Origin of the sequence: Priestia taiwanensis, assembly GCF_014638355.1 — a bacterium.
GTDB classification, from domain to species: domain Bacteria; phylum Bacillota; class Bacilli; order Bacillales; family Bacillaceae_G; genus Priestia_D; species Priestia_D taiwanensis.
In genome coordinates this window covers 2,104,572-2,129,489 of the sequence record NZ_BMFK01000001.1, presented here as the reverse complement: position 1 = coordinate 2,129,489, position 24,918 = coordinate 2,104,572, and the positions used below count along the sequence as shown (strand labels likewise).

27 protein-coding genes are annotated in these 24,918 nt (G+C 37.5%); 15 read left to right on the top strand and 12 right to left on the bottom strand.

Annotation, left to right across the window (positions count from 1 at the left end; translation table 11 throughout):
- The first annotated feature begins 3 nt into the window (after positions 1–3).
- The 5 genes from IEV41_RS11085 (at position 4) to IEV41_RS11065 (ending at position 5,806) form a co-directional block, all read left to right on the top strand.
- Positions 4–1,059: a phosphotransferase gene (locus IEV41_RS11085; protein WP_229722194.1), complete on the top strand. Its 1,056-nt coding sequence runs from the start codon at positions 4–6 to the stop codon at positions 1,057–1,059.
- Positions 1,060–1,135: 76 nt separating this feature from the next.
- Complete coding sequence (locus IEV41_RS11080) at positions 1,136–2,392, top strand: glycosyltransferase family 4 protein (RefSeq protein ID WP_229722193.1); 1,257 nt, start codon at positions 1,136–1,138, stop codon at positions 2,390–2,392.
- A 156-nt stretch (positions 2,393–2,548) separates the two neighbouring features.
- Entirely contained in the window at positions 2,549–3,415 is an 867-nt protein-coding gene (gene rfbA, locus IEV41_RS11075) for a glucose-1-phosphate thymidylyltransferase RfbA (RefSeq protein ID WP_188388440.1), read from the top strand.
- A gap of 121 nt (positions 3,416–3,536) precedes the next feature.
- Positions 3,537–4,385: a dTDP-4-dehydrorhamnose reductase gene (gene rfbD / locus IEV41_RS11070; protein WP_188388439.1), complete on the top strand. Its 849-nt coding sequence runs from the start codon at positions 3,537–3,539 to the stop codon at positions 4,383–4,385.
- A 32-nt stretch (positions 4,386–4,417) separates the two neighbouring features.
- Positions 4,418–5,806 carry a glycosyltransferase gene (locus tag IEV41_RS11065; RefSeq protein ID WP_188388438.1) on the top strand — a complete coding sequence of 463 codons (1,389 nt, stop codon included), beginning with the start codon at positions 4,418–4,420 and terminating at the stop codon, positions 5,804–5,806.
- Between the two features lie 124 nt (positions 5,807–5,930).
- Here IEV41_RS11065 and IEV41_RS11060 read toward each other — a convergent pair whose 3' ends face one another.
- Positions 5,931–6,134, bottom strand: a complete 204-nt coding sequence (locus IEV41_RS11060; RefSeq protein WP_188388437.1) for a hypothetical protein — start codon at positions 6,132–6,134, stop codon at positions 5,931–5,933.
- 467 nt (positions 6,135–6,601) lie between these two features.
- Here IEV41_RS11060 and spxA point away from each other — a divergent pair, with 467 nt between their 5' ends.
- The 5 genes from spxA to pepF all read left to right on the top strand — a co-directional run bounded on the left by spxA (position 6,602) and on the right by pepF (position 12,814).
- On the top strand, positions 6,602–7,000 hold the full coding sequence (gene spxA, locus IEV41_RS11055; protein WP_188388436.1) for a transcriptional regulator SpxA: 399 nt from the start codon (positions 6,602–6,604) through the stop codon (positions 6,998–7,000).
- A 288-nt stretch (positions 7,001–7,288) separates the two neighbouring features.
- Positions 7,289–7,972, top strand: coding sequence for an adaptor protein MecA (mecA, locus tag IEV41_RS11050; protein ID WP_188388435.1), 684 nt, complete (start codon positions 7,289–7,291; stop codon positions 7,970–7,972).
- Positions 7,973–8,102: 130 nt separating this feature from the next.
- A complete protein-coding gene (gene cls, locus IEV41_RS11045) occupies positions 8,103–9,644 on the top strand; it encodes a cardiolipin synthase (RefSeq protein ID WP_188388434.1) in 1,542 nt (513 codons plus the stop codon).
- A gap of 120 nt (positions 9,645–9,764) precedes the next feature.
- Positions 9,765–10,967: a competence protein CoiA gene (locus tag IEV41_RS11040; protein WP_188388433.1), complete on the top strand. Its 1,203-nt coding sequence runs from the start codon at positions 9,765–9,767 to the stop codon at positions 10,965–10,967.
- A gap of 41 nt (positions 10,968–11,008) precedes the next feature.
- Complete coding sequence (gene pepF, locus IEV41_RS11035; RefSeq protein ID WP_188388432.1) at positions 11,009–12,814, top strand: oligoendopeptidase F; 1,806 nt, start codon at positions 11,009–11,011, stop codon at positions 12,812–12,814.
- 262 nt (positions 12,815–13,076) lie between these two features.
- On the opposite strand, the gene IEV41_RS11030 is transcribed toward pepF, so the two are convergent.
- From IEV41_RS11030 to IEV41_RS11010, 5 genes are read right to left on the bottom strand one after another with little or no spacing between them, the layout of a single operon-like run.
- On the bottom strand, positions 13,077–13,655 hold the full coding sequence (locus tag IEV41_RS11030; protein WP_188388431.1) for a DUF2812 domain-containing protein: 579 nt from the start codon (positions 13,653–13,655) through the stop codon (positions 13,077–13,079).
- Positions 13,656–13,699: 44 nt separating this feature from the next.
- Entirely contained in the window at positions 13,700–14,263 is a 564-nt protein-coding gene (locus IEV41_RS11025; protein ID WP_188388430.1) for a DUF2812 domain-containing protein, read from the bottom strand.
- 33 nt (positions 14,264–14,296) lie between these two features.
- Positions 14,297–14,869 (bottom strand): DUF2812 domain-containing protein, encoded by a 573-nt coding sequence (locus IEV41_RS11020; protein WP_188388429.1) that lies wholly within the window; start codon positions 14,867–14,869, stop codon positions 14,297–14,299.
- Positions 14,870–14,898: 29 nt separating this feature from the next.
- Positions 14,899–15,474: a DUF2812 domain-containing protein gene (locus tag IEV41_RS11015; RefSeq protein ID WP_188388428.1), complete on the bottom strand. Its 576-nt coding sequence runs from the start codon at positions 15,472–15,474 to the stop codon at positions 14,899–14,901.
- 10 nt (positions 15,475–15,484) lie between these two features.
- The gene (locus IEV41_RS11010; protein WP_188388427.1) at positions 15,485–15,793 is read right to left on the bottom strand and encodes a PadR family transcriptional regulator; all 309 of its coding nucleotides are present in this window, start codon (positions 15,791–15,793) and stop codon (positions 15,485–15,487) included.
- A gap of 332 nt (positions 15,794–16,125) precedes the next feature.
- On the opposite strand from IEV41_RS11010, the gene IEV41_RS11005 reads away from it, so the two are divergent.
- The gene (locus IEV41_RS11005) at positions 16,126–17,313 is read left to right on the top strand and encodes a GTP-binding protein (protein ID WP_188388426.1); all 1,188 of its coding nucleotides are present in this window, start codon (positions 16,126–16,128) and stop codon (positions 17,311–17,313) included.
- A gap of 29 nt (positions 17,314–17,342) precedes the next feature.
- On the top strand, positions 17,343–17,492 hold the full coding sequence (rpmG, locus tag IEV41_RS11000; RefSeq protein WP_188388425.1) for a 50S ribosomal protein L33: 150 nt from the start codon (positions 17,343–17,345) through the stop codon (positions 17,490–17,492).
- 184 nt (positions 17,493–17,676) lie between these two features.
- Here rpmG and IEV41_RS10995 read toward each other — a convergent pair whose 3' ends face one another.
- The 4 genes from IEV41_RS10995 to IEV41_RS10980 all read right to left on the bottom strand — a co-directional run bounded on the left by IEV41_RS10995 (position 17,677) and on the right by IEV41_RS10980 (position 20,318).
- Complete coding sequence (locus IEV41_RS10995; protein ID WP_188388424.1) at positions 17,677–18,117, bottom strand: hypothetical protein; 441 nt, start codon at positions 18,115–18,117, stop codon at positions 17,677–17,679.
- Positions 18,114–18,314 carry a helix-turn-helix transcriptional regulator gene (locus tag IEV41_RS10990; protein WP_188388423.1) on the bottom strand — a complete coding sequence of 67 codons (201 nt, stop codon included), beginning with the start codon at positions 18,312–18,314 and terminating at the stop codon, positions 18,114–18,116. The genes IEV41_RS10995 and IEV41_RS10990 overlap by 4 nt, the downstream gene beginning before the upstream one ends.
- 387 nt (positions 18,315–18,701) lie before the next feature.
- Positions 18,702–19,589, bottom strand: a complete 888-nt coding sequence (locus IEV41_RS10985; RefSeq protein WP_188388422.1) for a DsbA family protein — start codon at positions 19,587–19,589, stop codon at positions 18,702–18,704.
- A gap of 144 nt (positions 19,590–19,733) precedes the next feature.
- Positions 19,734–20,318, bottom strand: a complete 585-nt coding sequence (locus IEV41_RS10980; protein ID WP_188388421.1) for a CYTH domain-containing protein — start codon at positions 20,316–20,318, stop codon at positions 19,734–19,736.
- 157 nt (positions 20,319–20,475) lie between these two features.
- On the opposite strand from IEV41_RS10980, the gene yjbM reads away from it, so the two are divergent.
- From yjbM to IEV41_RS10965, 3 genes are read left to right on the top strand one after another with little or no spacing between them, the layout of a single operon-like run.
- Entirely contained in the window at positions 20,476–21,099 is a 624-nt protein-coding gene (yjbM, locus tag IEV41_RS10975) for a GTP diphosphokinase (protein ID WP_188388420.1), read from the top strand.
- Positions 21,100–21,128: 29 nt separating this feature from the next.
- Positions 21,129–21,923, top strand: coding sequence for an NAD kinase (locus IEV41_RS10970; RefSeq protein ID WP_188388419.1), 795 nt, complete (start codon positions 21,129–21,131; stop codon positions 21,921–21,923).
- Positions 21,924–21,940: 17 nt separating this feature from the next.
- Positions 21,941–22,828 (top strand): RluA family pseudouridine synthase, encoded by an 888-nt coding sequence (locus tag IEV41_RS10965; protein ID WP_188388418.1) that lies wholly within the window; start codon positions 21,941–21,943, stop codon positions 22,826–22,828.
- A gap of 52 nt (positions 22,829–22,880) precedes the next feature.
- Here IEV41_RS10965 and prpE read toward each other — a convergent pair whose 3' ends face one another.
- Positions 22,881–23,618, bottom strand: coding sequence for a bis(5'-nucleosyl)-tetraphosphatase PrpE (gene prpE / locus IEV41_RS10960; protein ID WP_188388417.1), 738 nt, complete (start codon positions 23,616–23,618; stop codon positions 22,881–22,883).
- A 79-nt stretch (positions 23,619–23,697) separates the two neighbouring features.
- Positions 23,698–24,879 (bottom strand): FtsW/RodA/SpoVE family cell cycle protein, encoded by a 1,182-nt coding sequence (locus IEV41_RS10955; RefSeq protein WP_188388416.1) that lies wholly within the window; start codon positions 24,877–24,879, stop codon positions 23,698–23,700.
- Positions 24,880–24,918 lie beyond the last annotated feature (39 nt).

The following is a 24,918-nucleotide window of genomic DNA, read 5'->3' as shown; positions in this document are numbered from 1 at the left end:
TCGTTGTACGATACGAGAGCATTGAGGCATTACTTTGAACGGTTCGGAGTAGAGAAGAAGCTCTCTCATTCAATGGGGGATAAGGTGTCCATCGATGTGATGGGCACCGAATGTTTGAAAACAACGAGAAGAATGAGTGTGTATAAAGTGCCAATCCATACGAAGACAGGACCTTCGCTTGTCATTCTCAAAGTGTACCACTCCGTTACTGCTCGAAATGAAATTGAGATTAATTTGTACATGAGAGCATATTCTGTCTTACAAGAATTTCTACCACCGATTTATTTAGTCGAACAGAACAAGGATGAAACATGGATTTTTATGGGATTCGTTCAACAAGTACGAGGACAAATTACATTTCAACCGGCACATTTTGAAAAGATTATTCCATCTCTAGCAAAGTTACATGCCAAAACATTTGAAGAGAAATTTTCAAAGCAAAGAGACATATGGACACCGTGGCTTCCTGTCTATAGTTCAACAAGAATGACGAGAGAACGGACTAAATATGTTGGTAATACGATTGAATTTCTGGATGAAGCAATGAGAATTGGAGCGTTAAGAGACATTATAAAGCCGCATTATAAGTCTGTCATGAAACTATATGAAAAAGGACCTGATTTCTTTCCAGAGTTAATTGGTAATGGTTCAGCAGTGACGCATGGTGATCTTCATCTACAAAACATTTGTAGCAATAACGTGACACCAACAGGAACGTGGAAGATTCAATTCATTGATTGGGAAGCAGCGAAATTTTCACCTGTATGGTTTGACATGGTTGTACTTGTAGAAATCTTAATTGCATTTCGTAAAGATTGGCAAAGTCGAAGTGATGAAATTCGTACCAACTGTGTAAAGGTATATACAGAAGAAATGGCGAAGCAAGGAATTCGCTTCAAAACAGACCCAATGAAGTTAATTAAGATGGCGTATGTACAGCGTACACTTGAAAAAGGGTTGCATACGCAACTACGCCGTATCTTTGATAATCGCGGTGGAGAGTTGTTACCGTACCATTTGGAAAGAGCGACAACATGGGCGAGAGAATTAGGATTATAAGAGAAAAACATCAATCAGTGTGGGAGATGTATTATCCACACTGATTGTATTTTTTGATATAGAGGGAGCGTCGAGGATGGCTGTGTTTCATGAAAGTCTGGTACGTGTCATGGATATCTATTACGGCGTTGCGAAGGAAGAAGAGAGCATACTTGTTGCTCCGAAGTATAGTTTGCAAGGAAGAAAGAGTGGTAGTCTTAATATTTTATATGTAACGTTTCTTCGTTATCCGAATACAGGTGGTCTATCGAATTATATTACGTCCTTGCAGATGGGGATGAAGCGACGTGGTCATCAAGTAGATGTTTTCTCCCCTGTTCAAATGCCACCTATCTATTTTGATACGTATATTCCAGAAGCAGCCAAAGAGGCACGAAGTTTCTTGAAGGAACGGTACAATATTGAAAATGAGAAACTAGTAAAGAATAGTAGTTATTTACATGCCTTTACACGTTTTTTGCGCAATCAATCATTAGAAGAGTACGATGTGATTCATGCGGAGGATTTGTTTGCGCTATTTCTATTAGGTCAGATGAAAGAAGTGCATAAGAAACCGTTATTTTTCACCCCTCATGGATACTTCACAAGAAGTCGAATGAAATTTGGGAAGATACGTACTGGATCGATAGAAGAGGCGTATTTTACTGGAATTGAGAAGCAAGGGATACACGCCGCAGATAAAATCATCACGATTAGTGATTCGTTTCATCTACCATTACGCGAATACGGGGCAACGGACGAACAACTCGTGACAGTGCACACAGGAATTGATTTTTACCCGGTTGTTTCGACAGAAGAAGATCACTTGGTCATAGTATCGGTGGCTCGTCTGGCCCCCCGAAAGGGACACGACTTGTTAATTGAAGCGGTTGCACGTATGCAGGAGGAATTAGAGGGTGTAGAAGTGTGGATTGTCGGTGATGGAGTTAGAAGGCAGCAATTAGAAAAAGAGGTTAAGAAGAAAGGTCTACAACAGGTGAAGTTTCTCGGTAGGAGAGAAGATGTTGCGAATGTTTTAGCTGCATCTACCATTTACGTATTACCGACATTAAATGATAATTTTCCGATTTCCATTATAGAAGCGATGTTTGCCGGGAAAGCCATTATTACAACAACTTGTGGCGGTATTGTAGAAATGATTCAGCACGGAGAAACTGGATTGTTATGTGAACCGGGTAATGTAGAGCAGTTAATACAAGCGCTTCGATTGCTACTTACAAATAAAGCATTACGCAATAAATTAGGAAAACAAGCACACGCATATGCAAAGCAACATTTTACCCAAGAAGATATGGCGGCAAAGATGGAAACAATTTATCGTTCCTTTTCATAGGAATTTTCTTGGAACTAAAGACAGGCTGAAACGATAGTATAGGAATGTGATAGGAGGGCAATTGCCTAGTTACCATTTGTACTACACTATTTAGGTTATTAATATGATGTAGAAATGATGGTAACAATTATTCATCATGTGTGTGGAGGTGGCGATATGAAGGGAATTATTCTTGCTGGCGGATATGGAACGAGACTTTATCCTATGACAAAAGTTGTGTCAAAACAACTGTTACCGATCTATGACAAACCGTTAATTTATTATCCGCTCTCTGTCTTAATGTTAGCGGGTATTCGAGAGATATTAATTATTTCTACACCTCTTGATACAAGTCGATTTGAAGAATTGTTAGGGGACGGAACGCAATTAGGTATACACATTGAATACGCCGTACAGGAAAAGCCCGATGGTTTAGCACAAGCATTCATTGTTGGAGAACAATTTATTGGAGAAGATTCAGTGTCGCTTATTTTAGGAGATAATCTTTTCTATGGTCATAATTTCACGACAATTTTAGAACGAGCAGCATCGCGTGAGAGCGGAGCAACTGTATTTGGATATCATGTGAAAGATCCAGAACGATTTGGTGTAGTCGAGTTCGATGAAACAGGAAAAGCTATTTCAATTGAAGAGAAGCCTCTTCATCCAAGATCAAATTATGCCGTGACAGGCCTTTATTTCTACGATAACCAAGTAGTGGACATTGCGAAGAAAATTAAACCATCTGCCAGGGGAGAACTAGAAATTTCGTCGATTAATGAAGTGTACTTACAACAAGGAGAACTGAACGTAGAAATATTAGGACGAGGAGTTGCATGGCTCGACACAGGTACGTATGAGTCGTTACTACAAGCATCATTATTTATTGAGACAATTCAAAACCGTCAAAGTTTAAAAATTGCTTGTATAGAAGAAATTGCGTATCGAAAAGGATATATCTCGAAAGAACAAGTACGAGTATTGGCGGAACCGCTCAAAAAAAATGAATATGGTCAATACCTTTTAAATATAGTAGGTAAGTAGCTTGCTAATTTAGAGGTGGTGAAGGGATGGGCATTTTCGTGATGTATATGGAAGCTCCTTTTAGTAGGCGCTTTCTTTTGAAGAAGGCTATTTGTTCACTCATCAAAAAGGAAGTAAGAGGATGAGAGTACTTATTACAGGCGCAGAAGGACAGCTTGGGAAGGAATTATGTAGCATGTTTCGGCAGGAAGGTTATACCGTATTCCCGCTAAATAAGAAAGAGTTAAATATTACAGACGTGTCTCATATTAATGGTGTACTTGACCAACTAAATCCGGGGGTCATTATTAATGCGGCTGCTTTCACAAAGGTAGATCTTTGTGAAACGGAAATAGACAAAGCACTCGCTATTAATGCTCTCGGGCCGTATTATTTGGCAAAAGAAGCGAAGAAGCGAAAGATGAAGCTTCTTCATATTAGTACGGATTATGTATTTAGTGGGGAAAGTGTGTTGCCGTATAAAGAAACCGATACAATGCAGCCGATTAATATGTATGGAAAAAGTAAACAGTTAGGCGAAGAGCTTGCATGTGCAATAAATAGTGACATAACGATTGTGCGAACATCATGGTTATATGGACATAGTAGTAGCAATTTCGTTCATACGATGAAACGATTAGCAGAAACGAGAGATGAAATTCATGTCGTTCACGATCAACAAGGATGCCCAACGTATACGAAAGATTTAGGGGTAGCGATAAAGAAGCTATTAGCTGCACCGCCTGGAATATATCATGTGTCTAACTCTGGCAGTTGTACATGGTTTGAGTTTGCAGCGGAAATTATGAAATTGTTAAACAAACCAACAAAAGTCATTCCTATTTCGAGTGAGGAATATAAGATGGCGGCAAAGAGGCCGAAGAATTCTGTTCTATGCCACGAGAAAATGAATCAATTAGGTATTCATGTAAGACATTGGCAAGAAGGGTTACGTGAATACATAAGAGAGGAGTGGGGAACGAAGGGATAAGTTGTATGTATTCATAAAGAGGAGTGAATAGGTTGAAGACGAGTATTGTAATATTGACGTACAATCAATGGGACTTAACGAAGAAATGTTTTGATAGTATCTTGAAATATACAAATATGGATGAAGTGGAAATGATTATTATTGATAATGGTTCCACGGATGGTACGAGAGATCACCTAAGTGATTTTCCATCGTTTAAAGTAGTCTTGAATGAGGAGAATAAGGGATTCGCCGGTGGATGTAATCAAGGGTTAGAGATAGCAACAGGCGATAATGTGTTGTTTTTGAATAACGATACGATTGTAACGGAAAATTGGTTAGATTCGATGATTTCTCTCTTGTATAGTAAGGAAGCAGTCGGTATGGTAGGACCGGTAAGTAATTATGTAAGCGGGGGCCAGTGTATTCCATTTGATTACACAGATATTAGTGGTATTGATGCATTTGCTACTTGCTATTGTGCAGAAAACAAAGGGAAATCAAAGCGGGTATTACGCTTAGTTGGTTTTTGCCTATTAGCAAAAAAGTCTGTGTTAGATAAAGTTGGTGGCTTTGATGAGCGGTATGGATATGGTTCATTTGAAGATGATGATTTATGTGTTAGAACAGTAAGTGCGGGATACCAATTGCGCATTGCCTTGGATTCCTTTGTACATCATCACGGCCATGCGACGTTCACGGGGAATCAAATTAATATGAACCACCTGTACTTTGAAAATCGTGCACGTTATAAAGAAAAATGGGGCATGGACTTAACGTATTATACGTATCCACGTCCAGAAATTGTGGCAATTGTTCCAGATGATGCAAAACGTATTCTTGATGTAGGATGTGGGGCTGGAGCAACAGGTCTCGAAATTATGAATCGCAACATTGGAAGTGAAGTGTACGGAATTGAGATTAATGACTTCGTTGCTAATCTTGCGAAGAATCATTACAAAAGTGTAGAGAGTACAGATGTAGAAACGCTAGATTTACCTTTCCCGACAGAGTATTTTGATGTTATTTTATGTAATGATGTACTTGAACATTTACGCGATCCGTGGAATGTTGTTCGTAAATTAGCAACTCATTTGAAGCCTTCGGGATATATTATCGGTAGCATCCCAAATATCACACACACAGAAGCAATACTCCCGCTCATGCTCGGTAGTTTCCCTTACGTCGATGCAGGGATTCTAGATCGTACACATTTGCGCTTCTTTACCCCACAAACGGTTCATACCCTATTCCCGGCAGACATCTTCGAATCATTTAGCCCAACATATGTAACAATACCACCAGACGCCACTACAAACATATTTTTCACAGCGGTGAGCCAATTAGCTAAGCAATTCGGTTATCAAATGGACCAATTTGCCGAGTACAGTTCTATTTATCAAATGATTGTAAAGGTGAAAAAGAGAGAAGTGGAAGAATGAAAAGCTTGTCTCTTACATGTGTGAGGGAGAAGTAATGAAAAAAGCCACCCGTGTGTATGTCTACTGGTGGCTCTCTATGTATCTCTATCGTTATCTGTCATATTCCATGATGTTGTGGGTTTTATTAGTATGTCTTCTTGCGGTAAATACCTTTTCCGCCAACACGTTTCCAGCCAGCTTGCATTTCGGCAGATTTGTCTACAAACTTACTGCGATCTTTCCTTCCGAACACTTTCTCTCCGATTGTATTAAGAAAAACACCGATGATTGCGGTAATTCCTATGACGAAAGTAGCTACGAGTAATACGTCAATCGCATATGAAATCATGTCCCCACCCTTTCCTTATATGGTACTTCTATTTTAGATGAAATAGCGAAAAAATGAAAGCGTTACACCTATTGGTACAACAAAGTAGAAGCGTTTTTTGGAGAAGGATATTTTTCTTTCCGTTTTTTTGAAAAAAAGTGTATATTTTTGGTTGGTTGTCATGTATAATGACAGTAGAAATTACCTTTTAACAATCATTATAATTTACTGTATTTTGTTTCAATCTTATCGCACTACATACTTATTTTATGTAAATATATGTGCTATGTAGCACAAAGGAAGAAACAATGTGCAGGGGAGAACGAACACCTTTAGGAAGAGGTTAGTGTAAATGGTTCTACTAGACTGCTTATCGTTCAGCGACAGGTTAGTAGTCACTAATAACTATCATCGTGATATGAATAAACGTGATAGCACATTATATAGAATATCTATATAATAATGCTCATTTGGGGGAGTGGGTAGAGATGGTGATATTATATAGTTCACCTAGTTGTACATCTTGTCGTAAAGCAAAGCTTTGGTTAGAGGAGAATAACATTCCGTACACGGAACGAAACATTTTTTCAGAGTCTTTATCGATTGATGAAATTAAGGGTATTTTACGTATGACAGAAAGTGGAACAGACGAAATTATTTCAACCAGATCGAAAATCTTCCAAGAATTAAACATTAATTTAGAGTCGTTGCCGCTGCAGAAGCTCTACAAAGTAATTCGTGATTATCCGGGCTTATTACGCCGTCCAATTATTGTGGATGAGAAGAGATTACAAGTAGGCTATAACGAAGATGAAATCCGTCGTTTCTTACCAAGAAATGTGCGTACATTTCATTTAAGACAGGCGCAGCTTCTTGTGAATGAATAAACACAAAATAAGCTTCTACACATAGATGTGTAGAGGCTTTTTCTTTTCTGAAAAAAGAAGCGATTTTTTGTTTCCATTCGCTACTATGTATCATAAAATAAAGTACAAGTGTAAACTGGATTATTCTCTTATATAATGATAAAATTAATGGAATGGATGTTTGCAGTTTCATTCTATAGCATCTTAGGGGTATACAGTTCCCTTCATATAAAAAGTCTTCCAAGTGAGAGAATCTTTCATGAAGAAAGGAAGAAGGAATACGTAAGCATGAAGAAGGGAGAGAGCAAATTGGATATCGAACGTATTAATGAACATACAGTTAAATTCTACATTTCGTATATGGATATTGAGAAGCGTGGCTTTGATCAAGATGACCTTTGGTACAATCGTGAGAAGAGTGAACAGTTATTTTGGGAGATCATGGATGATTTATCATTAGAGGAAGAATTCATGCCAGAAGGTCCTTTATGGGTGCAAGTACAAGCACTTGAGGAAGGAATCGAAGTAGTTGTTACACAAGCACAGCTTTCAAAAGATGGTCAAAAGTTAGAATTACCGGTTGGTACAGATAAAGTAATTGATGTACCAATTGATGAACGAATGGAGGCTCTTTTTGAGCAACATTTCGGAACTTTAGATGAAGAGTTAGCAAAAGTTTCGAATGTGCAAGAAGAACCGTACTCTTTTGTATACCGATTCGATGACATTGAACATATTATTTCGTTAAGTCATCGTCTAGAATTAGAGAGTGTGATAAATAGTTTACATGTGTTTGAAAAGCGCTACTACTTATACGTCGAATTTGACGAGGAGTTACACGGAGAAGAGGACATTGATGGAATCTTAAGTGTTATTTCTGAGTATGGTAGTGAATCAACTATAACGATTCATCGTATAGAAGAATATGGTAAGGTTATTGCTTTAGATAATGCGTTACACGTATTTCAAAAATCATTTTCTTTACGCTCTTAAGCCGGTTTCTCTTTGTGAAATCGGCTTTTTATCCCTCTTAAGGGGCAAATGGGGTCTGTTATTCGGTAGCAAGATAGTCCTATTGAATAACAGATTCTATGTAAAATTTGACATGCTGAGGTAATGGACTATGAAATTATGGTTAAAAGTTCTAGTGTTTGTTCTAGGATTCGTCGGTGTGTTGTATTTAGATCGTGTATATTGGTTTGTACTGCCAATATCTCAATTCTCAACAACTTCCATCGTTTCATTTGAAGGAATGATTAGCCTTCTCTTTATGATTTCGGTCGTCTTTGTAGCATTTATTATTTCATTAGAAAATCGAAACCCATCAAGGACGTTGGCCTGGTTAATGGTATTAGGGGCATTTCCTGTTGTTGGTTTCTTCTTCTATTTACTCGTAGGACAAAGTTACCGAAAGAAGCGAAATTATGCGAAGAAAAAGCTTGTTGATGAACAATCATTTATGCTGTATAGCGACAAGCAGCCAGCGCAAGAACATGCATACATACGCGAGCATCAGCAACGGGTGTTAACGTTAGCCCAACATTTAAGTAATACACCTATTTCAAATCATACATATACAAAGGTATTAACGAACGGAGAAGAAACGTTTCGAGAAATAATTGAAGCCTTGAAGCGAGCAAAGAATCATATTCATTTGGAATATTATATTGTTCGTGATGATCATTTAGGCAATGAAATCAAAGATATTTTAGTACAAAAGGCATTAGAAGGTATTGAAGTTCGGTTTTTATATGATGCGGTAGGAAGTTTTCAATTATCGGACGAATATATAGGAGCTTTAATAAAATCTGGGGTGCAAGTCGAAGCATTTTCACCAGTATATATTCCAATTGCCAATGACAAAATGAATTACCGTAACCATCGCAAAATCGTTGTAGTGGACGGTATTGTTGGATTTGTTGGGGGGTTAAATATTGGAGATGAATATTTAGGGAAAGATAAATATTACGGATTATGGCGCGACACACATTTGAAGTTAGAAGGGGAAGCGGTAAAGAGTTTGCAACTCATCTTCTTACATGATTGGTGTTACGAAACGGAAGAGGATATTGTAGAAGCAGATTACTTTGCACCACCAAAAGATCTTCCGTGCCACACGGGTGGCGTCCAAATTATTGCTGGTGGACCGGATAATGAGTGGGATGTGCTAAAGAAGATTTTCTTCTCGATGATTACATCAGCAAAGCAATCGATTTGGATTGCAAGTCCATACTTCGTGCCAGATGAAGATATTTTGTCGGCGATTAAAGTCGCAGCACTTAGTGGCATAGATGTACGTATTTTAGTACCAGACCGTCCGGATAAGCGTCTTGTATTTTATGCATCACGTTCGTATTTCCCTGAATTATTAGAAGCAGGCGTGAAAATTTATGAATACAAAAAAGGCTTTTTGCATAGCAAAATATTGATTGTTGATGCAGAACTAGCATCGATTGGAACTGCAAATATGGACATGAGAAGTTTCCATTTGAACTTTGAAATAAATGCGTTCTTGTATCAGACAGATAGTACGAAAAAGCTTGTAGAAGACTTTGAACAAGATGTGCTAGATTCAAATCAGTTAATGAATGAACAGTTCAAGAAACGTCGATTCTTCCTACGTTTGTTGGAATCGATTGCGAGATTATATTCGCCGTTATTATAATGTTTTATAGTGAAATAAGAGGAAAAGACAATTTTAACGATTGTCTTTTTTCTTTGTATTATGCTTCAGAAATGGCGTGATACACTAGATGTAAACAAGACTAGTGGAAAGGATGTTTATATGCTGAGTGCGGTGACAGAACAAGGAAAGAAAATATGTTTATTTGAGCATTGGTCGTGGGACGAACTTACGGCGTTAAGGAAGAAAGAAGTGTTTTATTGTGCGGTATGTAAGCATCGTGTCCAGTTACGACTAGGAAAGAAAAAACGATTTCATTTTTCGCACGTTCAAGATGCAACGTGTGATGTTGAGATGGAGCATGAATCGATGTACCATCTAGAAGGAAAACTTCAGCTCTATTATTGGCTCAAAAATCAAGGGATTGAAGTAGAGATAGAGAAGTATTTGCCCACAATCAAACAGCGTCCAGACTTATATTTCATGTATCAAAATAAACCTGTTGCACTTGAATATCAATGCTCTCTCATGAGTCAGTCAACGCTTTTGAAGCGAACAAGCATGTATAGGGAACAAGGTATCTATCCATTATGGATACTCGGTGGAAATATGTTGAAACAGAAGAAACACTCATTCTTTTCTTTATCCAACTTTCAATCCATGTTCGCTACGTATTACCATAAACAAATGCAAGTTCTCTATTATTGTTCTGACACGAAAGCCTTCTTACATATCACCCCTCTTTATCCTTTTTCAAAAATGACAGCCCTTGCTGAACTACATTCATCTCCAGCAGAGTCAATCCCTCTCTTTTCTCTATTTGAACCGAAACCAACCTCCCTTTATATGCATCACCAACAGTGGTGTGCAAAGCAGAGGAAATGGCGTATGTATATGCATCAAACAAATAATAGACAGTCGAAGCAACTTTTGCGTTTTCTATACGAAAATCATTTTTCGTACATCCCCCCGCAAGCATGTGTCCCTTTAGCTTCGTCTTTTTTCATTGAAAGTGCTCCGTATGTGTGGCAAAGCTATGTGTATATTGATATGATTAAGAGGAGAAAGATAGGTGAATGTATCACAATCTTTCAGTTGTATCGCTATTTCTTTTCACAAGTTCGAAAGGGGATTATTTCATTGCGCCAATTACCTCTAATAGAAGAGTCTGCGTACACAATAGCCATTGATGAATATGTGTTGTTTCTTGTTGAAGCAGGAGTATTAGTGAAACGGAATGAAACGACCTATGAAAAGATGCATGAGCCATCGGTCCCGTCTTGCTTGCAAGAAATATTTTCGCAAGATTCTGACATGGTAAAACGTGCACTATACATAGAGCAAAGGAATAAATGTGCACATTAGCGAATACTAAGTAAAGATTCATTATTTTAGGAGGGAATACAATGGCAAAAAAATTACCAGAGCGTCACGAAATCCCAGTAGGAATGACGTGGAAATTAGAAGACATTTTCACAACAGATGAAGCGTGGGAACAAGAATTTAAAGCGGTGAAAGAGAGCATTCCGCATATTACAACATACAAAGGAAAATTAGGTGACTCAGCAGAGACATTATTAGAAGCATTTGAAACGCAAAATGAGTTAACAAAGCGTTTACGCATTCTTTATACATATGCACATATGCGTTATGACCAAGATACAACAAATTCGTTCTATCAAGCGTTAGATGCGCGCATTAGAAACTTATACACAGAAGCGGCAAGTGCAATGAGTTACGTAACACCAGAACTTCTTGCGATTGAAGAAGAGAAAATTAACGGCTTCTTAGAAGAAAATGAAGATTTACGTCTGTACAAACATGCGTTAGCGGAAATTAACTTACAACGTCCACACGTATTATCAGCAGAGCAAGAAGCACTTCTTGCGCAAGCATCAGAAGCGTTAGGTACAGCAAGCAACACGTTTGGTATGTTGAATAACGCAGACTTAGTATTCCCGACAATTCAAGATGAGAACGGGGAAGAAGTAGAAGTAACACACGTCCGTTATTCGAAGTTCTTAGAAAGCTCGGACGTACGTGTTCGCCGTGATGCGTTCAAAGCGGTATACGATACATATGGAAAGTTTAAGAACACATTTGCTAGTACGTTAAGTGGTACAGTCAAGAAAGACAATTTCTATGCACGTGTACGCAACTATGAGAATGCGCGTCATTCCGCACTTAGCAACAATAATATTCCAGAAGAAGTGTATGATCAATTAGTAAATACAGTAAACAATCATTTGCACTTATTACACCGTTACGTAGCATTACGTAAACGTGCACTAGGTTTAGAAGAGATTCATATGTACGATCTATACACGCCACTTGTACAAGATGAGAAAATGCCTGTTACGTATGAAGAGGCACAAGAATTATTAGTGAAGAGTCTAGCAGTACTTGGCGACGAGTATGTAGATATCTTAAAAGAAGCATACGATAACCGCTGGGTAGACGTGCATGAAAACAAAGGGAAGCGTAGTGGTGCTTATTCATCAGGTACGTATGGTACGAACCCATATATCTTAATGAACTGGCAAGATAACGTGAATAACTTATTCACATTAGCGCATGAGTTCGGACATTCTGTTCATAGTTACTACACACGTAAAAACCAACCTTACGTATATGGTGACTATTCGATCTTCGTTGCGGAAGTAGCATCTACATGTAACGAAGCATTATTAAATGACTATTTATTAAAAGTAACAGAAGACAAGAAGAAACGCTTGTACTTAATTAACAACTATTTAGAGTCATTCCGTGGCACAGTATTCCGTCAAACAATGTTCGCTGAATTCGAGCATCTAATTCATAAGAAAGCACAAGAAGGCGAAGCGTTAACACCGGACTTATTAACATCACTATACTATGATTTAAATAAGAAGTACTTTGGTGAAGGCATCGTCATCGATGAAGAAGTTGGCTTAGAGTGGGCACGTATTCCACACTTCTACTACAACTATTATGTATACCAATACGCAACTGGTTTCAGTGCGGCACAAGCGTTATCGAAGCAAATTTTAGAAGAAGGCGAACCAGCGGTAGAACGCTATATCAACAACTTCTTAAAAGCGGGAAGCTCAGACTATCCAATCGAAGTATTAAAGAAAGCTGGCGTAGACATGGCATCACCGCAGCCAATTAAAGAAGCACTAGCTGTATTCGAAGAAATGTTAAATGAGATGGAAGCATTGTTGTTTGAATAGAATAAAGGAAAGCCTCTCATCACGTTGGTTATGAGAGGCTTTTTGGATTGTCGATGGAGAAAGCGGTTGAAGTGATCAAATTTCGATAGGTAATTGACGAGAAAACTCGGTTAATTATTGCTAAAGCGGAATAATCATCGTGGACGAGAGAAAAATTGTTGAGAGAAAAGAAAGAATATTAACCAATCGACCGGTAGTCGTATCAAATGGCATAACATAAAAAAGAATCTCCATGTTTTAGAGATTCTTTTTTGCAGTATTACTAATGTGTGTTTTCTTGTGTTAAAAGTAATTTGTATGCTTTTCGATGTTTGTAATAAGTAATACAAGCAGGGATACCCATTGCTGCTAATATACCAATGATACCGCCGATGAAGAATTCTCGTTCATAAATAATGTAAAGAATAAAGGGAATGAGAGCTGATATAATACTAATTAGTATATCGATTCGTGCATTGGACATTCTTCGTTTTTCACGTTCTTTATACGATTCTAAATCAGAAAAAATATGCCGCGTATTATTTTGTATATCTGTATAAAAGATATGTTTTGTGTACATTATTCCTTCAGAAAGAAGTGTCCATCCTGTATCTTCAAAGAGATTTCGATACTCTTCAAATTCGTCCTTTTTAGAAAAAATTCGATAGTCAACTTTATATGTATAGTTTCGTTGTTTCTGTTGCTGAATAGGCGCAAATACATATTGGCAACTGTCTATATCATCAGCGCTGTATCCTTTTAATACCCATCCTTCATCTAACATGCTTTGAAGCCATTGCTCTTCTTGAGTAAAACTATTAAACTTCTTGTTAATCCTTCTTAACGAACGTTTGTTGGGCATAGGAATTATTCCTCCTCTTCGTGATTGTCGGATTTTTGTTGATATTATTTAGTCATGAGTGATCGATATATTTTTCGATGTTTATAGTAAATGATAGCGGATGGAAAACCAAATAAAAGTACATTTAATATTGACGCGGTGTAAAGATCCCAGTCATATAGAATGTCTGTAAAAAGGGATACAATAAAAAAGGAAGCACTTACTAGTACCATGTTACGTGCACTCGCCATTTTGCGCTTTTCGCGTCCCTTGTACGATTCAACATCTGAAAAAATCGTACAATTTGCATCTGGCTGATTCGTGTAAAAAATGTGTTTTGCATATAGTTTATCTATCGATAGAAGTGTCCAACCTGTATCCTCAAAAATACTTTTGTATTCAAGGAAATCATCTTCTTTCCGAAATACACGGTAATCAATTTTGTATGTACGATTCTTTTGTTCTTCATATTGAATTGAATCGAAATAGTAGGTACATGGCTGTAGTTTTTCTGGATGATATCCCTTAAGTACCCATCCTTCGTTTAACATATGTTGAAGCCATTGTTCTTCTTCTGTAAAACTATTGAATTTTTTGTTAATCTTCTTTTCAGCAGGTGGATAGTACATATGTGTAGTTCCTTTCTTTTTTATATAAGCAATTTAGTTTTGTTGTGCGACAAGTGATTTATATGCTTTACGGTGTTTGTAGTAAGAAATCATCGATGGTATTGTGGAAAATAACGTTATAAAACTAACCCCACCAAACGAAGTAATTCGATAATTTAAGTAAAGGATAAATAAAATAATAAACATAGATGTTCCAATTATTATATTTTGAAGAGAGTTAGACATTCTTTCTTTTTCACGCTCGATATACGATTCTGAATCTGAAAAAATATCTGAATTTTTATTTTGGATTTCTGTATAAAAAATTCTTCTTGGCTCGTTCAATTTCTTTTTAATTACTGTCCATTTAGTCTCTTCGAAAAGGCTAATGTATTCTTCAAAGTCATCTTCATTAGAGAAGGAGCGATAATCAATTTTGTACGTGCCTTCTTTTTGTTCTTCATGCTTAATAGGTTCAAATACATAGTCGCAGTTTTCTTCTGTATCATCGGAATCGTAGTTTGTAAGAATCCATCCGTCTTGTAATAGCTGTTGAAGCCATTGTTCTTCTTTTGTAAAGTTATCAAATTTTTTCGTTTCTCTTTTTACGGCACGCTTTTTAAACATAGTTTAATCCCCTTTTTTTCGCCATGAAATTAATTTTGCTTCGCTACAAGTAATTGATAAGCTTTTCGGTGTTTATAGTAAGACGCCATGGATGGGACTGCTGATCCAAACATGAGAAAGCATAGACCGCCGACCATCGGACTTCGGTAATTTGCATAAAGGATAAATAAAATAATGGATAATGTTGTACTAACCATTATATGTTGAAGCGATTTAGACATCTTTCGTTTTTCACGTTCAATATACGATTCTGTATCTGAAAAAATTGTTCGTTTCGCATGTGGAAGAGCGGTATAAAAAATACGTTTCGCTTCTCGTCTATCAAATCCGATTACTGTCCAACCAGTCTCTTCAAACAAGCTATTATACTCCTCGAAATCCTCTTGGCTAGAGAAGGAACGATAATCGATTTGATATGTCCCATCTTTTTGTTTTTCATCTGGAATAGGCTCAAATATATATTCGTAGTTTTCTTCGTCTGGATCATCGTTGTTGAAACTGATTAGTATCCAACCTTCCTCTAACATCTGCTGGAGCCATTGTTCTTCTTCTATGAAGTTATCGAATGTTTTATAAATTTTCTGTGAATAAGCAATATTAGACATGTTTTTACCTCTATTTTCCCATAATTTTCTCCGTGAACTGGACCATGCTTTGGAATCGTTTGAATTCTGCTTGCAAGATGTCTTTTCCTTTGGCTGTAATGCAGTATGTTTTCTTTTTTCGGCTAAATGTTTCTTCTTTTACTGTTTCAATTAATTTTTGTTTCTGTAAATTGTTGAGGACACCGTATAGTGTTCCTGGAGCGATAATGAATGTACTACCACTAACATCTTCAATGCTTTTAATAATTCCGTATCCATGTAATGGCTCATGATAGAGCGCCAATAAGACTAAATACGTTGATTCGGATAAAGGATTCATTTGTTTTCACTCCTTTTCGATACCTTGACACTCGATATATTGTTACTCATACTATAAAACGCAATATATCGAGTGTCAAGATATTACAATTTTGTTTATTATTAATAACGGGCTGATCAGACACATTTTTACAGAGCTAGATTCTTTGTTACATCAGGCTTTGTAGAAGGGGGGAGTATATAAACATATGTGCTATACGATAAAAGCTACTTGACTTAATAAAAAATAGTGTTAATATTAAATCGTAATGAATACGATTTGAGAAGTGGTGTTTTTTTCGTCAGTAAATCGTAATGATTATTATTTGTAGGGGTTTCACAGGAGGAAAGGAAATGGTTAATAAGATACCAGTTACTGTGCTAAGTGGTTATTTAGGTTCGGGTAAAACAACATTGTTAAACTACATATTGAAAAACAAAGAAAATAAAAAGATAGCTGTCATTGTAAATGATATGAGTGAAGTAAATATGGATGCTTCCATGATAAAGCAAGGTGGTTTTTCACGAACAGATGAAAAGTTAGTAGAACTTCAAAATGGATGTATATGCTGTACATTAAGAGAAGATTTAATGATTGAAGTAGAGCAGCTTGTTAAGGAAGGAGATATTGATTATATCGTAATAGAGTCGACTGGCATTTCTGAGCCTGTACCAGTTGCACAGACGTTTTCTTATATGGATGAAAACTTAAAGATAAATTTAACGGAGTTTTGTAAGTTGGATACGATGGTAACAGTTGTCGATGCAAATCGCTTTTGGCATGATTTTGCATCGGGAGAAACGTTACTAGAACGAAAACAAGCAAATGATGAATTGGATACCCGTGAAGTTGTTGATTTATTGATTGATCAAATCGAATTTGCCAATGTTTTAGTATTAAACAAAATTGACTTAGTAGAAAATGAGGATGTTAAAGAATTAAAAGCGGTTCTTCTAAAATTAAATCCTGAAGCAAAGATTGTAGAAACTGTTCATTCTCAAGTACCATTAACGGATGTTTTAAATACGGATTTATTTGATTTTGACAAAGCAAGTCAAGGTGCAGGTTGGATAAAGGAATTGACTGAGGAGCATACTCCGGAAACGGAAGAGTATGGAATTTCTTCTTTCGTTTATCGAAGAAGAAGACCGTTCCATCCTGAAAGATGGATGAAATGGTTAGAGGAGTGGCCAGTTGATGTTATTCGTGCAAAAGGGTTCTTTTGGTTGGCAACTCGGAATAACATGACAGGATTATTGTCACAAGCAGGTCCTTCTATTACAATCCAAGGTGCCGGAGAATGGATTGCATCCTATTCTGAACAAGAAAGAAAGCTAATTATTAAGGATGAGCCTGAATTGTTGGAGAAATGGGATGAGGAGCATGGTGATAGGATAACGGAGCTCGTAATGATTGGTATTGATATGAATCGTGATGAAATTGAGTATTCGATAGATAAGTGTTTATTAACAGATGAAGAAATGCAACAGGATTGGACCACATTTAATGATCCACTCCCAGTATTTACAATTAGTAATTAAAATTATTAACGGATAATGGAGGAAAAAACATGAGAGTAAAAATTACATTAGCTTGTACAGAAACAGAGGATCGTAATTACATTACAACAAAAAATAAAAGAAACAATCCAGATCGTATTGAATTGATGAAATACTCCCCACGATTGCAAAAGCGAACGCTGCATAGGGAAACAAAATAAAAGCGAACCGTGTTTCCAAATTTATCGTTTCAGTTAGCTTCTCGTTCTGTAAGTTACGGAACGGAGAGTGGGGACTCCTGCGGGAATAGCGAGGAAAGTGAGACCCCGCAGGCTAGCCGAGGAGGCTCACTCTCGCCCGCGGAAAGCATCCACTCGGAGTGTAGTGTATAGATTCACTCCGATGTTATAAATTTCTATTCTTTTTGTAAGAACGGCGTAACGAAACCAATCTGACGACGATGAGAAGGGTGTTTGAGGTGATCGTTACCCCGATAATGTCTATAAGGGGTCTATCTTGAATAAGGATTAATTGTAAGACAAAGAGGGTGATGGTGTACCCAGGAAGTTCAATAAAAAAGAATCGATTTCTCTTCTTTTTATAGTCTTCTTCTGTAAAGAGGTCAGTATATTCAATGCCTGATAATAAATAACGACCAAATACATAGAAGAGAAAGATAACTGGCATAGCGAACATAAATAGAATATCAATCCCATAGTAAAGGTGAAGAGCGAATATCAAAAAACTACCTACAAGTTGAATAATAGCCCCTTCCGCAATAAATGCAAGTAATTGCTTCTGCTTATACTCATCATTTGATAAAAACTTCGTAATCCATGAGTTCATTCTTCATCAACCTCCCAAAATAAATCATCTAATGTTTTGTGTAATGCTTTTGCGATTGCAACACATAATTGCAGACTTGGGTTGTAGGCACCTTTTTCAATTAGTCCAATTGTTTGGCGTGTTGCACCAACTTGTGTGGCTAGTTGTTCTTGGGTAATACCTTGCTTCATACGTGTGAACTTGACGTTGTTTTTCATGTTACACCTTCTATACTATGTAATATATATATTGCTTATGTAATGTATATTTTACATTGAGGGTGATGTATTGTCAATTACATCCATATGAGGAAGTAACTTTTTCTTGTGATAGTTACTTTTTATTATAAAACATGACAAAATACCTATGAAAACGATATCATTGTGTCGAAACTGTGAACAGTTATGCCTAAAGTCTTGTCAAAATTAGTCGAATGATGTAATATTACAGGAGTGAAGTATTTCACAAACACATATACCCCTTTGTTTGAACGTGAAAATTTCTCCCATCCCCTGTAATGCCAATAAAGGCGTTACAAAAAAGACCCAATCATTTGATTGGGTCTTTTTTTATGATGATGAAAGGAAGGGCCCTTTCATCATCATTTATACTCTTCCGTCGATAACCTGCCAAAATGTTGCTTGATCTATTTTTTCTCGTTTTACTTTTTGTTGAAGCATAAGTTTTTTCATTTCATGTTCTACTTCAGCATAGGTCATGGAGTAGACAAGTGCTAACTCAGCTGTTGAGAATAGTGGTTTTCGTTGTAAGTATTCTTCTAGTGGTGGTGGTGATTGTGGTTGTATATCTTCTTTAATGATGTCTTTTAAGAGCTGGGCATATATATCATAAGGATATAGACCCGAAATCTTCACACCATCTTCTTCTGCATTATCGCTAAATAATACCATTGTTGGTACTTCGCATATTTGTAGCTCATTCGTTATTTTGAAATCGGATTGATAAGCACGAATGGCGACTTCTGATTGAAGGTCTGACCTGAATTCTTCGACATCTAAATTTGCTCGTTCGGCACAGTTTATAAGGATATTGATATCTTGTAAATTCGTCTTGTGCAAGAAATGTTCCATTTGTAAATGATATAAGAACTTAATTCCAGCTATTTTCCCTTGTAATTCAGCTGCCTTTAGCGCAATGGAAGCAATGTGCGGAGACGTAATTGGATTGGTAATCCATATATTATTGTCTCCATTTGGATCAGATGGATGTGTAGCTCGTTCTATTAAATACGTGAACTGGTTTAATTTCATGCTTTTTTTACAAAGTGGCGAAAGAACTTTGTTTGTTTGGACGTATGTTAATTTAAAATAGTCTCCGTATTCTACGCGTAATTTTTTTATAATTGGTTGAATTCCCCAGCAACACGAACAAAAAGGATCGAAGAAAACATAAATCTCCACACACTTTTTTGGTTGCATATGATTGGCATAGGGCATCATTGTATTTGTTTCATATGTATTTTCTACGTTCATGAACCTCACCTTAATTACACTAAAATAGTGTGTATTCATTAAGCCTTTTAACTTCAAAAAAGAATAAAAAAGAAGGAGTGATATATACCTTCTTTTATTCTTTTTTATTGTAACAATCAGAGAATATGGAAGCAAATAGTTAGCTTATTGTGTTGCTTCCTTCTGCTTTTGTAAGAAAAAGCGTTTAATCTTGTTGTCTGTTTTTCGCTTTGGGATACAATATGTTTCTAATAACGATATGAATGAAGTATATCCTGCTGCTTCGTCTGTTACTTCGTATTCTAGTTCGTAATCGTTGCATGATAAGTAATGGCTATGATCGAGAACAAGCACACCGCCTTCATATTCTGTTTCTGCACGACTTGTTGTAAGTTCTCCTAAATATGTAAGGGAAGATGGAGAAATACCTAATGCTTCAATGCGACTCGCAATTGTGCTGTTTGGAATTAGCCCCTCATCGATAATACGCATGGCTTCATCTTTTGTTAATGTTTCATGCGTTTCGAATAACCCAACGTCATGCGGTTGTTTCAATGTGAGTGTGTATGTGTTTTTTTTCACTCGAATGCGAAGGGCTGCACCGTGGTCTTTTAATGATAGCGCCTCTGTATCGAAGTAGTAATTTGTTTGAGAGATGAAGGAATTGTGCAGCGAAAATGTATCTGTTAGCAATTCGAACTCCTCTTTTGTTACTAAATTTTTGAATTCAATTTCAATTTCTTGTTTCATGACAAAAATCGTCCTTCCTGTTGAAAGATATGATATATTGTTACGTCCTATTACATATAGAATGGCTGACTTTCTACAATATAATAGCAGAAATATGAAGTGTTATGGGCTAAATGTGTTAGAATAAGAAGAGTAATGAAGAAGTGGTGGTGATAAGATGGATCGAAATTGGGAAGAGTTTTTAGCCCCGTATCACCAAGCGGTTGGGGAATTAAAAGTGAAATTAAAAGGGATGCGCTCACAGTTTGAACTACTTAAACAACATTCACCAATAGAATTCGTCACGGGTAGGGTAAAGTCTATCCGAAGTGTATTGGATAAAGCTGAAAAAAGAAATATACCACTAGAAACATTAGAAGAAATGCAAGACATTGCAGGGCTTCGTATGATGTGTCAGTTTGTAGATGATATTAAAATGGTAGTAGAGCTGTTACGTGAGCGTAATGACTTTGAAATCGTGGAAGAGCGAGATTATATTACACAAAAGAAAGAAAGTGGCTATCGTTCGTATCATGTTGTCATTGCGTATCCTGTGCAAACTATTCAAGGTGAAAAGAAAGTATTAGTCGAAATTCAAATTCGTACATTGGCGATGAATTTCTGGGCAACAATTGAGCATTCATTAAATTATAAATATAAAGGGCAATATCCAGAAGATATTCATGCACGATTGCAGCGGGCAGCTGAAGCGGCTTTTCAGTTAGATGAAGAGATGTCTTTAATTCGTCATGAAATTCAGGAAGCGCAAGCAATTTTCTCAGAGAAGAAAGAGAAAGAATAAAACTAACATATACAGAGGGTGTTGGAAAGATGAAGTTTGCTATCCAGTCAAAGGGAGATGAGTACTCCGAATCGATTAAGCGACAGATGGAACAGTATTTAGTTGATTTCGATGTACAGTTAGATGAAGTGGAACCAGATATTGTCATTTCAATTGGTGGCGATGGAACGCTTTTACATGCGTTTCACCGCTATAACCATCGTTTGAAAGAGACAAGCTTTGTAGGAGTACATACGGGTCACCTAGGATTCTATGCGGATTGGGTACCTGATGAAGTAGAGAAGTTAGTCATTGCGATTGCAAAAACACCAATTCAAGTAGTGGAGTATCCACTGCTTGAAGTAACAGTCCGTCATTTAGATGGTGGGAAAGAAACACAATACTTGGCACTTAATGAATGTACAATCAAAAGTACAGAGGGAACGCTTGTCCTTGACGTGGAAATTCGTGGGGAACATTTTGAAACATTTCGTGGAGACGGGTTATGCATGTCAACACCTTCTGGAAGTACCGCTTATAATAAAGCGCTCGGGGGAGCGATTTTGCACCCGTATATTGATGCGTTCCAAATGACAGAAATGGCATCCATTAATAATCGTGTGTTTCGAACAATTGGTTCTCCACTCGTTTTTCCGAAGCATCATACATGCGTCCTAAAGCCAATTAGTGACGTTAAATTTCAAATTACAGTTGATCATCGAACAATCGTCCATGAGGATGTGAAGTCGATTCAATTCCGTGTTGCGAATGAGAAAGTTCGTTTCGCTCGTTTCCGTCCACTCCCATTCTGGAAAAGGGTGCGTGAATCATTTGTCACGGAGTAAGAGAAAGGATTTTCGTTGTGAAGCCATTTACGTTAACATGGACTATTTCTCCTGCTGAGGCAGGAAAACTATTACGTGAGTGTTTGAGAGAAAAGCATATTTCAAAAGCAGCACTAACGGATATTAAATTTAAAGGTGGTCATCTGCTTGTTAATGATGAACATGTTACGGTTCGATACATTGTACAAGCTGGGGACGAAGTAGAAGTTGTATTTCCGCCAGAAATTCGTAGTGAAGACATGGCTGCTGAATGTATTCCACTCGATATTGTATATGAAGATGATTACGTGCTAGTTATTAATAAAGAGGCAGGTATACCGACGATTCCGTCGCGTGAACATCCTACAGGTACACTTGCGAATGCCTTGCTTGGTTATTATGATACAATCGGTCTCATGAGCACCGTGCACATTGTAACAAGACTCGATAAGGATACGTCGGGCCTCATGTTAATTGCGAAAAATCGCTTCGTACATCATTTGTTAGCAAAGCAACAAAAGACGCATAAAATCGCTCGTATGTATGGTGCCGTTGTTCACGGAAAAGTGGAGTGTGCATCAGGGACAATTGATGCACCAATTGGTCGTAAAGATACGAGTATTATTGAGCGTGAGGTGCGTATGGACGGCCAGAAGGCAGTGACGCATTATATAATAGATAGTATCGGTGAAGGTTACTCTGTAGTGACATTACAGTTAGAGACCGGACGAACGCACCAAATCCGTGTGCATATGTCACATATAGGGCATCCCTTACTTGGTGACGATTTATACGGCGGTCGGACAGATGTGATAGAACGACAAGCTTTGCATAGTAAGCAATTGACGTTTACACATCCATTCACAGATGAGCAGTTAATGTTGCATGCCGAATTACCAGAGGATATGGCACGTACTGTTACATAAGGATAAGAAAAATCCACGGGGGGATGCCCGTGGATTTTTTATTATGACTTTTCTAGTTAAATGAACGGAATTTCTCTTCGACAAGTGGCATGGAAGATGGAACGGATATGACGTCCATTTCTGGATAACGGAGTGCGCTTAAGTTACCTCCGAATACACAGCCAGTGTCAATGTTCACTGTATGATTAATGAAGCGAGCTTCTCGAACTGGCGTATGTCCGTACACAATCCATGCTTTTCCTTTGTATTGTTGCGCCCAGTCACGGCGAACCGGAGAACCGTCTGGATGCGTTTCACCTGTAATATCCCCGTACAGGACGAATGTTTGTACTTTGTTGTTTTGTTTACCAAGCAATGCGTCATTAATACCAGCATGGGCGATGACGAGTTTCTTGTCGTCTAGTTGATGATAGAGCGGTGCATGCTCGTATAGTTCAATCATCTTGTTTTTGATGTCTGTTTGTCCCGCTGAAGACAGTGCTTCATATTCGGCAACGGTCGTTTCTAGTCCGTGTGTAACTTGAACCTTTCTTCCCAAAAAGTAGCGGTATAATTTATTACAATGATTTCCTGGTACATAATAGGCACGCTTATGTACCATCACTAGTTTCCATACAAGATCAACAATGCCAAGTGAATTTGGTCCTCGGTCTGTTAAATCACCAACGAAGCCAAGTATACGCGATGGGTGAAGGGGTACACCTTCTGACCAATCATAGCCGAGCTTCACTGTTAAGGCGTGGAATTCATCGTAGCACCCGTGTATATCTCCAATAATATCTAGTTTCATTATGCGTTCCACCTTTCTCTTTTATCATAAGCGAACAAAGCCTATCTATACGAAAAAAAGAGAACGCACGTGGCGTTCTCTATTCTTTCTCTTTGAACATAAATGTTTGTGTTCTAGACCGGACGTTTAAGACGAACCCGATTGCCATCATATAGGTGGCAAGTGAACTTCCTCCGTAGCTAAGGAAAGGAAGTGTAATTCCCGTAATCGGAAGTAGTTGGATACCCATGCCGATGTTTTGGAATACTTGGAATGTAATCATGGCGATTACTCCTGCGCATATATAACTACCGAACGGATCGTTACTTTCTAAGGCAATTTGAATCATGCGATAGATGAACAGGAAGAATAAGCAAATAACAATGCTTGTCCCGATAAATCCAAACTGCTCAGCGATAACAGCGAAGATGAAATCGGTATGAGCCTCTGGGAAGTATACTTCACTTGTGCCCAGTCCTTTTCCTGTTAAGCCACCTGAACCAGACGCCATCATAGCAGTCTTAAGTTGGTATCCCTGTGTTGGATATTCCTCAGGGGATAACCAGCCATAGAAACGGTTAAGTTGGTACTGTTGTAAGATATGTGCTGTGAAAAAATCTTTATTAATAAAGTAAATTGCAACAAGAGTGGCACCAGCAGTTACAACACTACCAACAAGGATTAGTATATATTTCCATCGTATACCAGCTACTAAAATCATCACTGCAACGATGAAACTAATTACCATTGTGTTTCCTAAGTCAGGTTGCTTTGCGATTAATAGTAATGGTGGTAAACTCGCGGCGAAAATTTTTCCTAATAAAAATAAATCATCCTCTGGTCGTTTTGCTGTATATAATTGATGATGCTGAGAAATCATCGTTCCTAAGACGAGAATCATAATAACTTTCATTAGCTCAGACGGCTGGAAGTTACCAAGTCCTCCTGGTAATGTATACCAACCTGTCGCGCCATTAATTGTCTGTACTTTACCCATAACAGGGATGCCGAGTTCAAGACCGAGTAGCATGACAATTCCAATGCCGTATAGGAACCAACATATTTTCGTGTAACGGTCGAAGTCGATAATCATGATGACGGCGATAACAAAGCATCCAATACCGTACCACATAATTTGTTTTTGTATGAAGTTTTGATTTTGTAATTTAACTGGTAACTTTGGTTCTACACCTATTAGAGCCACAATACTTACAGTAGCTAATAAGAAGAGAATAATCAGTAATATATAATCAATTTTTAATTTTGAATTTCCTTTTTCCATCCTACGTTCCTTTCAACATTATTAACGTTTTGTGATATT

Bases quoted from the DNA above. Each gene is read 5' to 3' on its own strand.
- IEV41_RS11080 (WP_229722193.1), top strand. From the start codon at position 1,136: ATGGCTGTGTTTCATGAAAGTCTGGTACGTGTCATGGATATCTATTAC.
- rfbA (WP_188388440.1), top strand. From the start codon at position 2,549: ATGAAGGGAATTATTCTTGCTGGCGGATATGGAACGAGACTTTATCCT.
- rfbD (WP_188388439.1), top strand. From the start codon at position 3,537: ATGAGAGTACTTATTACAGGCGCAGAAGGACAGCTTGGGAAGGAATTA.
- IEV41_RS11060 (WP_188388437.1), bottom strand. From the start codon at position 6,134: ATGATTTCATATGCGATTGACGTATTACTCGTAGCTACTTTCGTCATA.
- spxA (WP_188388436.1), top strand. From the start codon at position 6,602: ATGGTGATATTATATAGTTCACCTAGTTGTACATCTTGTCGTAAAGCA.
- cls (WP_188388434.1), top strand. From the start codon at position 8,103: ATGAAATTATGGTTAAAAGTTCTAGTGTTTGTTCTAGGATTCGTCGGT.
- IEV41_RS11040 (WP_188388433.1), top strand. From the start codon at position 9,765: ATGCTGAGTGCGGTGACAGAACAAGGAAAGAAAATATGTTTATTTGAG.
- pepF (WP_188388432.1), top strand. From the start codon at position 11,009: ATGGCAAAAAAATTACCAGAGCGTCACGAAATCCCAGTAGGAATGACG.
- IEV41_RS11030 (WP_188388431.1), bottom strand. From the start codon at position 13,655: ATGCCCAACAAACGTTCGTTAAGAAGGATTAACAAGAAGTTTAATAGT.
- IEV41_RS11025 (WP_188388430.1), bottom strand. From the start codon at position 14,263: ATGTACTATCCACCTGCTGAAAAGAAGATTAACAAAAAATTCAATAGT.
- IEV41_RS11020 (WP_188388429.1), bottom strand. From the start codon at position 14,869: ATGTTTAAAAAGCGTGCCGTAAAAAGAGAAACGAAAAAATTTGATAAC.
- IEV41_RS11015 (WP_188388428.1), bottom strand. From the start codon at position 15,474: ATGTCTAATATTGCTTATTCACAGAAAATTTATAAAACATTCGATAAC.
- IEV41_RS11010 (WP_188388427.1), bottom strand. From the start codon at position 15,793: ATGAATCCTTTATCCGAATCAACGTATTTAGTCTTATTGGCGCTCTAT.
- IEV41_RS11005 (WP_188388426.1), top strand. From the start codon at position 16,126: ATGGTTAATAAGATACCAGTTACTGTGCTAAGTGGTTATTTAGGTTCG.
- rpmG (WP_188388425.1), top strand. From the start codon at position 17,343: ATGAGAGTAAAAATTACATTAGCTTGTACAGAAACAGAGGATCGTAAT.
- IEV41_RS10995 (WP_188388424.1), bottom strand. From the start codon at position 18,117: ATGAACTCATGGATTACGAAGTTTTTATCAAATGATGAGTATAAGCAG.
- IEV41_RS10990 (WP_188388423.1), bottom strand. From the start codon at position 18,314: ATGAAAAACAACGTCAAGTTCACACGTATGAAGCAAGGTATTACCCAA.
- IEV41_RS10985 (WP_188388422.1), bottom strand. From the start codon at position 19,589: ATGAACGTAGAAAATACATATGAAACAAATACAATGATGCCCTATGCC.
- IEV41_RS10980 (WP_188388421.1), bottom strand. From the start codon at position 20,318: ATGAAACAAGAAATTGAAATTGAATTCAAAAATTTAGTAACAAAAGAG.
- yjbM (WP_188388420.1), top strand. From the start codon at position 20,476: ATGGATCGAAATTGGGAAGAGTTTTTAGCCCCGTATCACCAAGCGGTT.
- IEV41_RS10970 (WP_188388419.1), top strand. From the start codon at position 21,129: ATGAAGTTTGCTATCCAGTCAAAGGGAGATGAGTACTCCGAATCGATT.
- prpE (WP_188388417.1), bottom strand. From the start codon at position 23,618: ATGAAACTAGATATTATTGGAGATATACACGGGTGCTACGATGAATTC.
- IEV41_RS10955 (WP_188388416.1), bottom strand. From the start codon at position 24,879: ATGGAAAAAGGAAATTCAAAATTAAAAATTGATTATATATTACTGATT.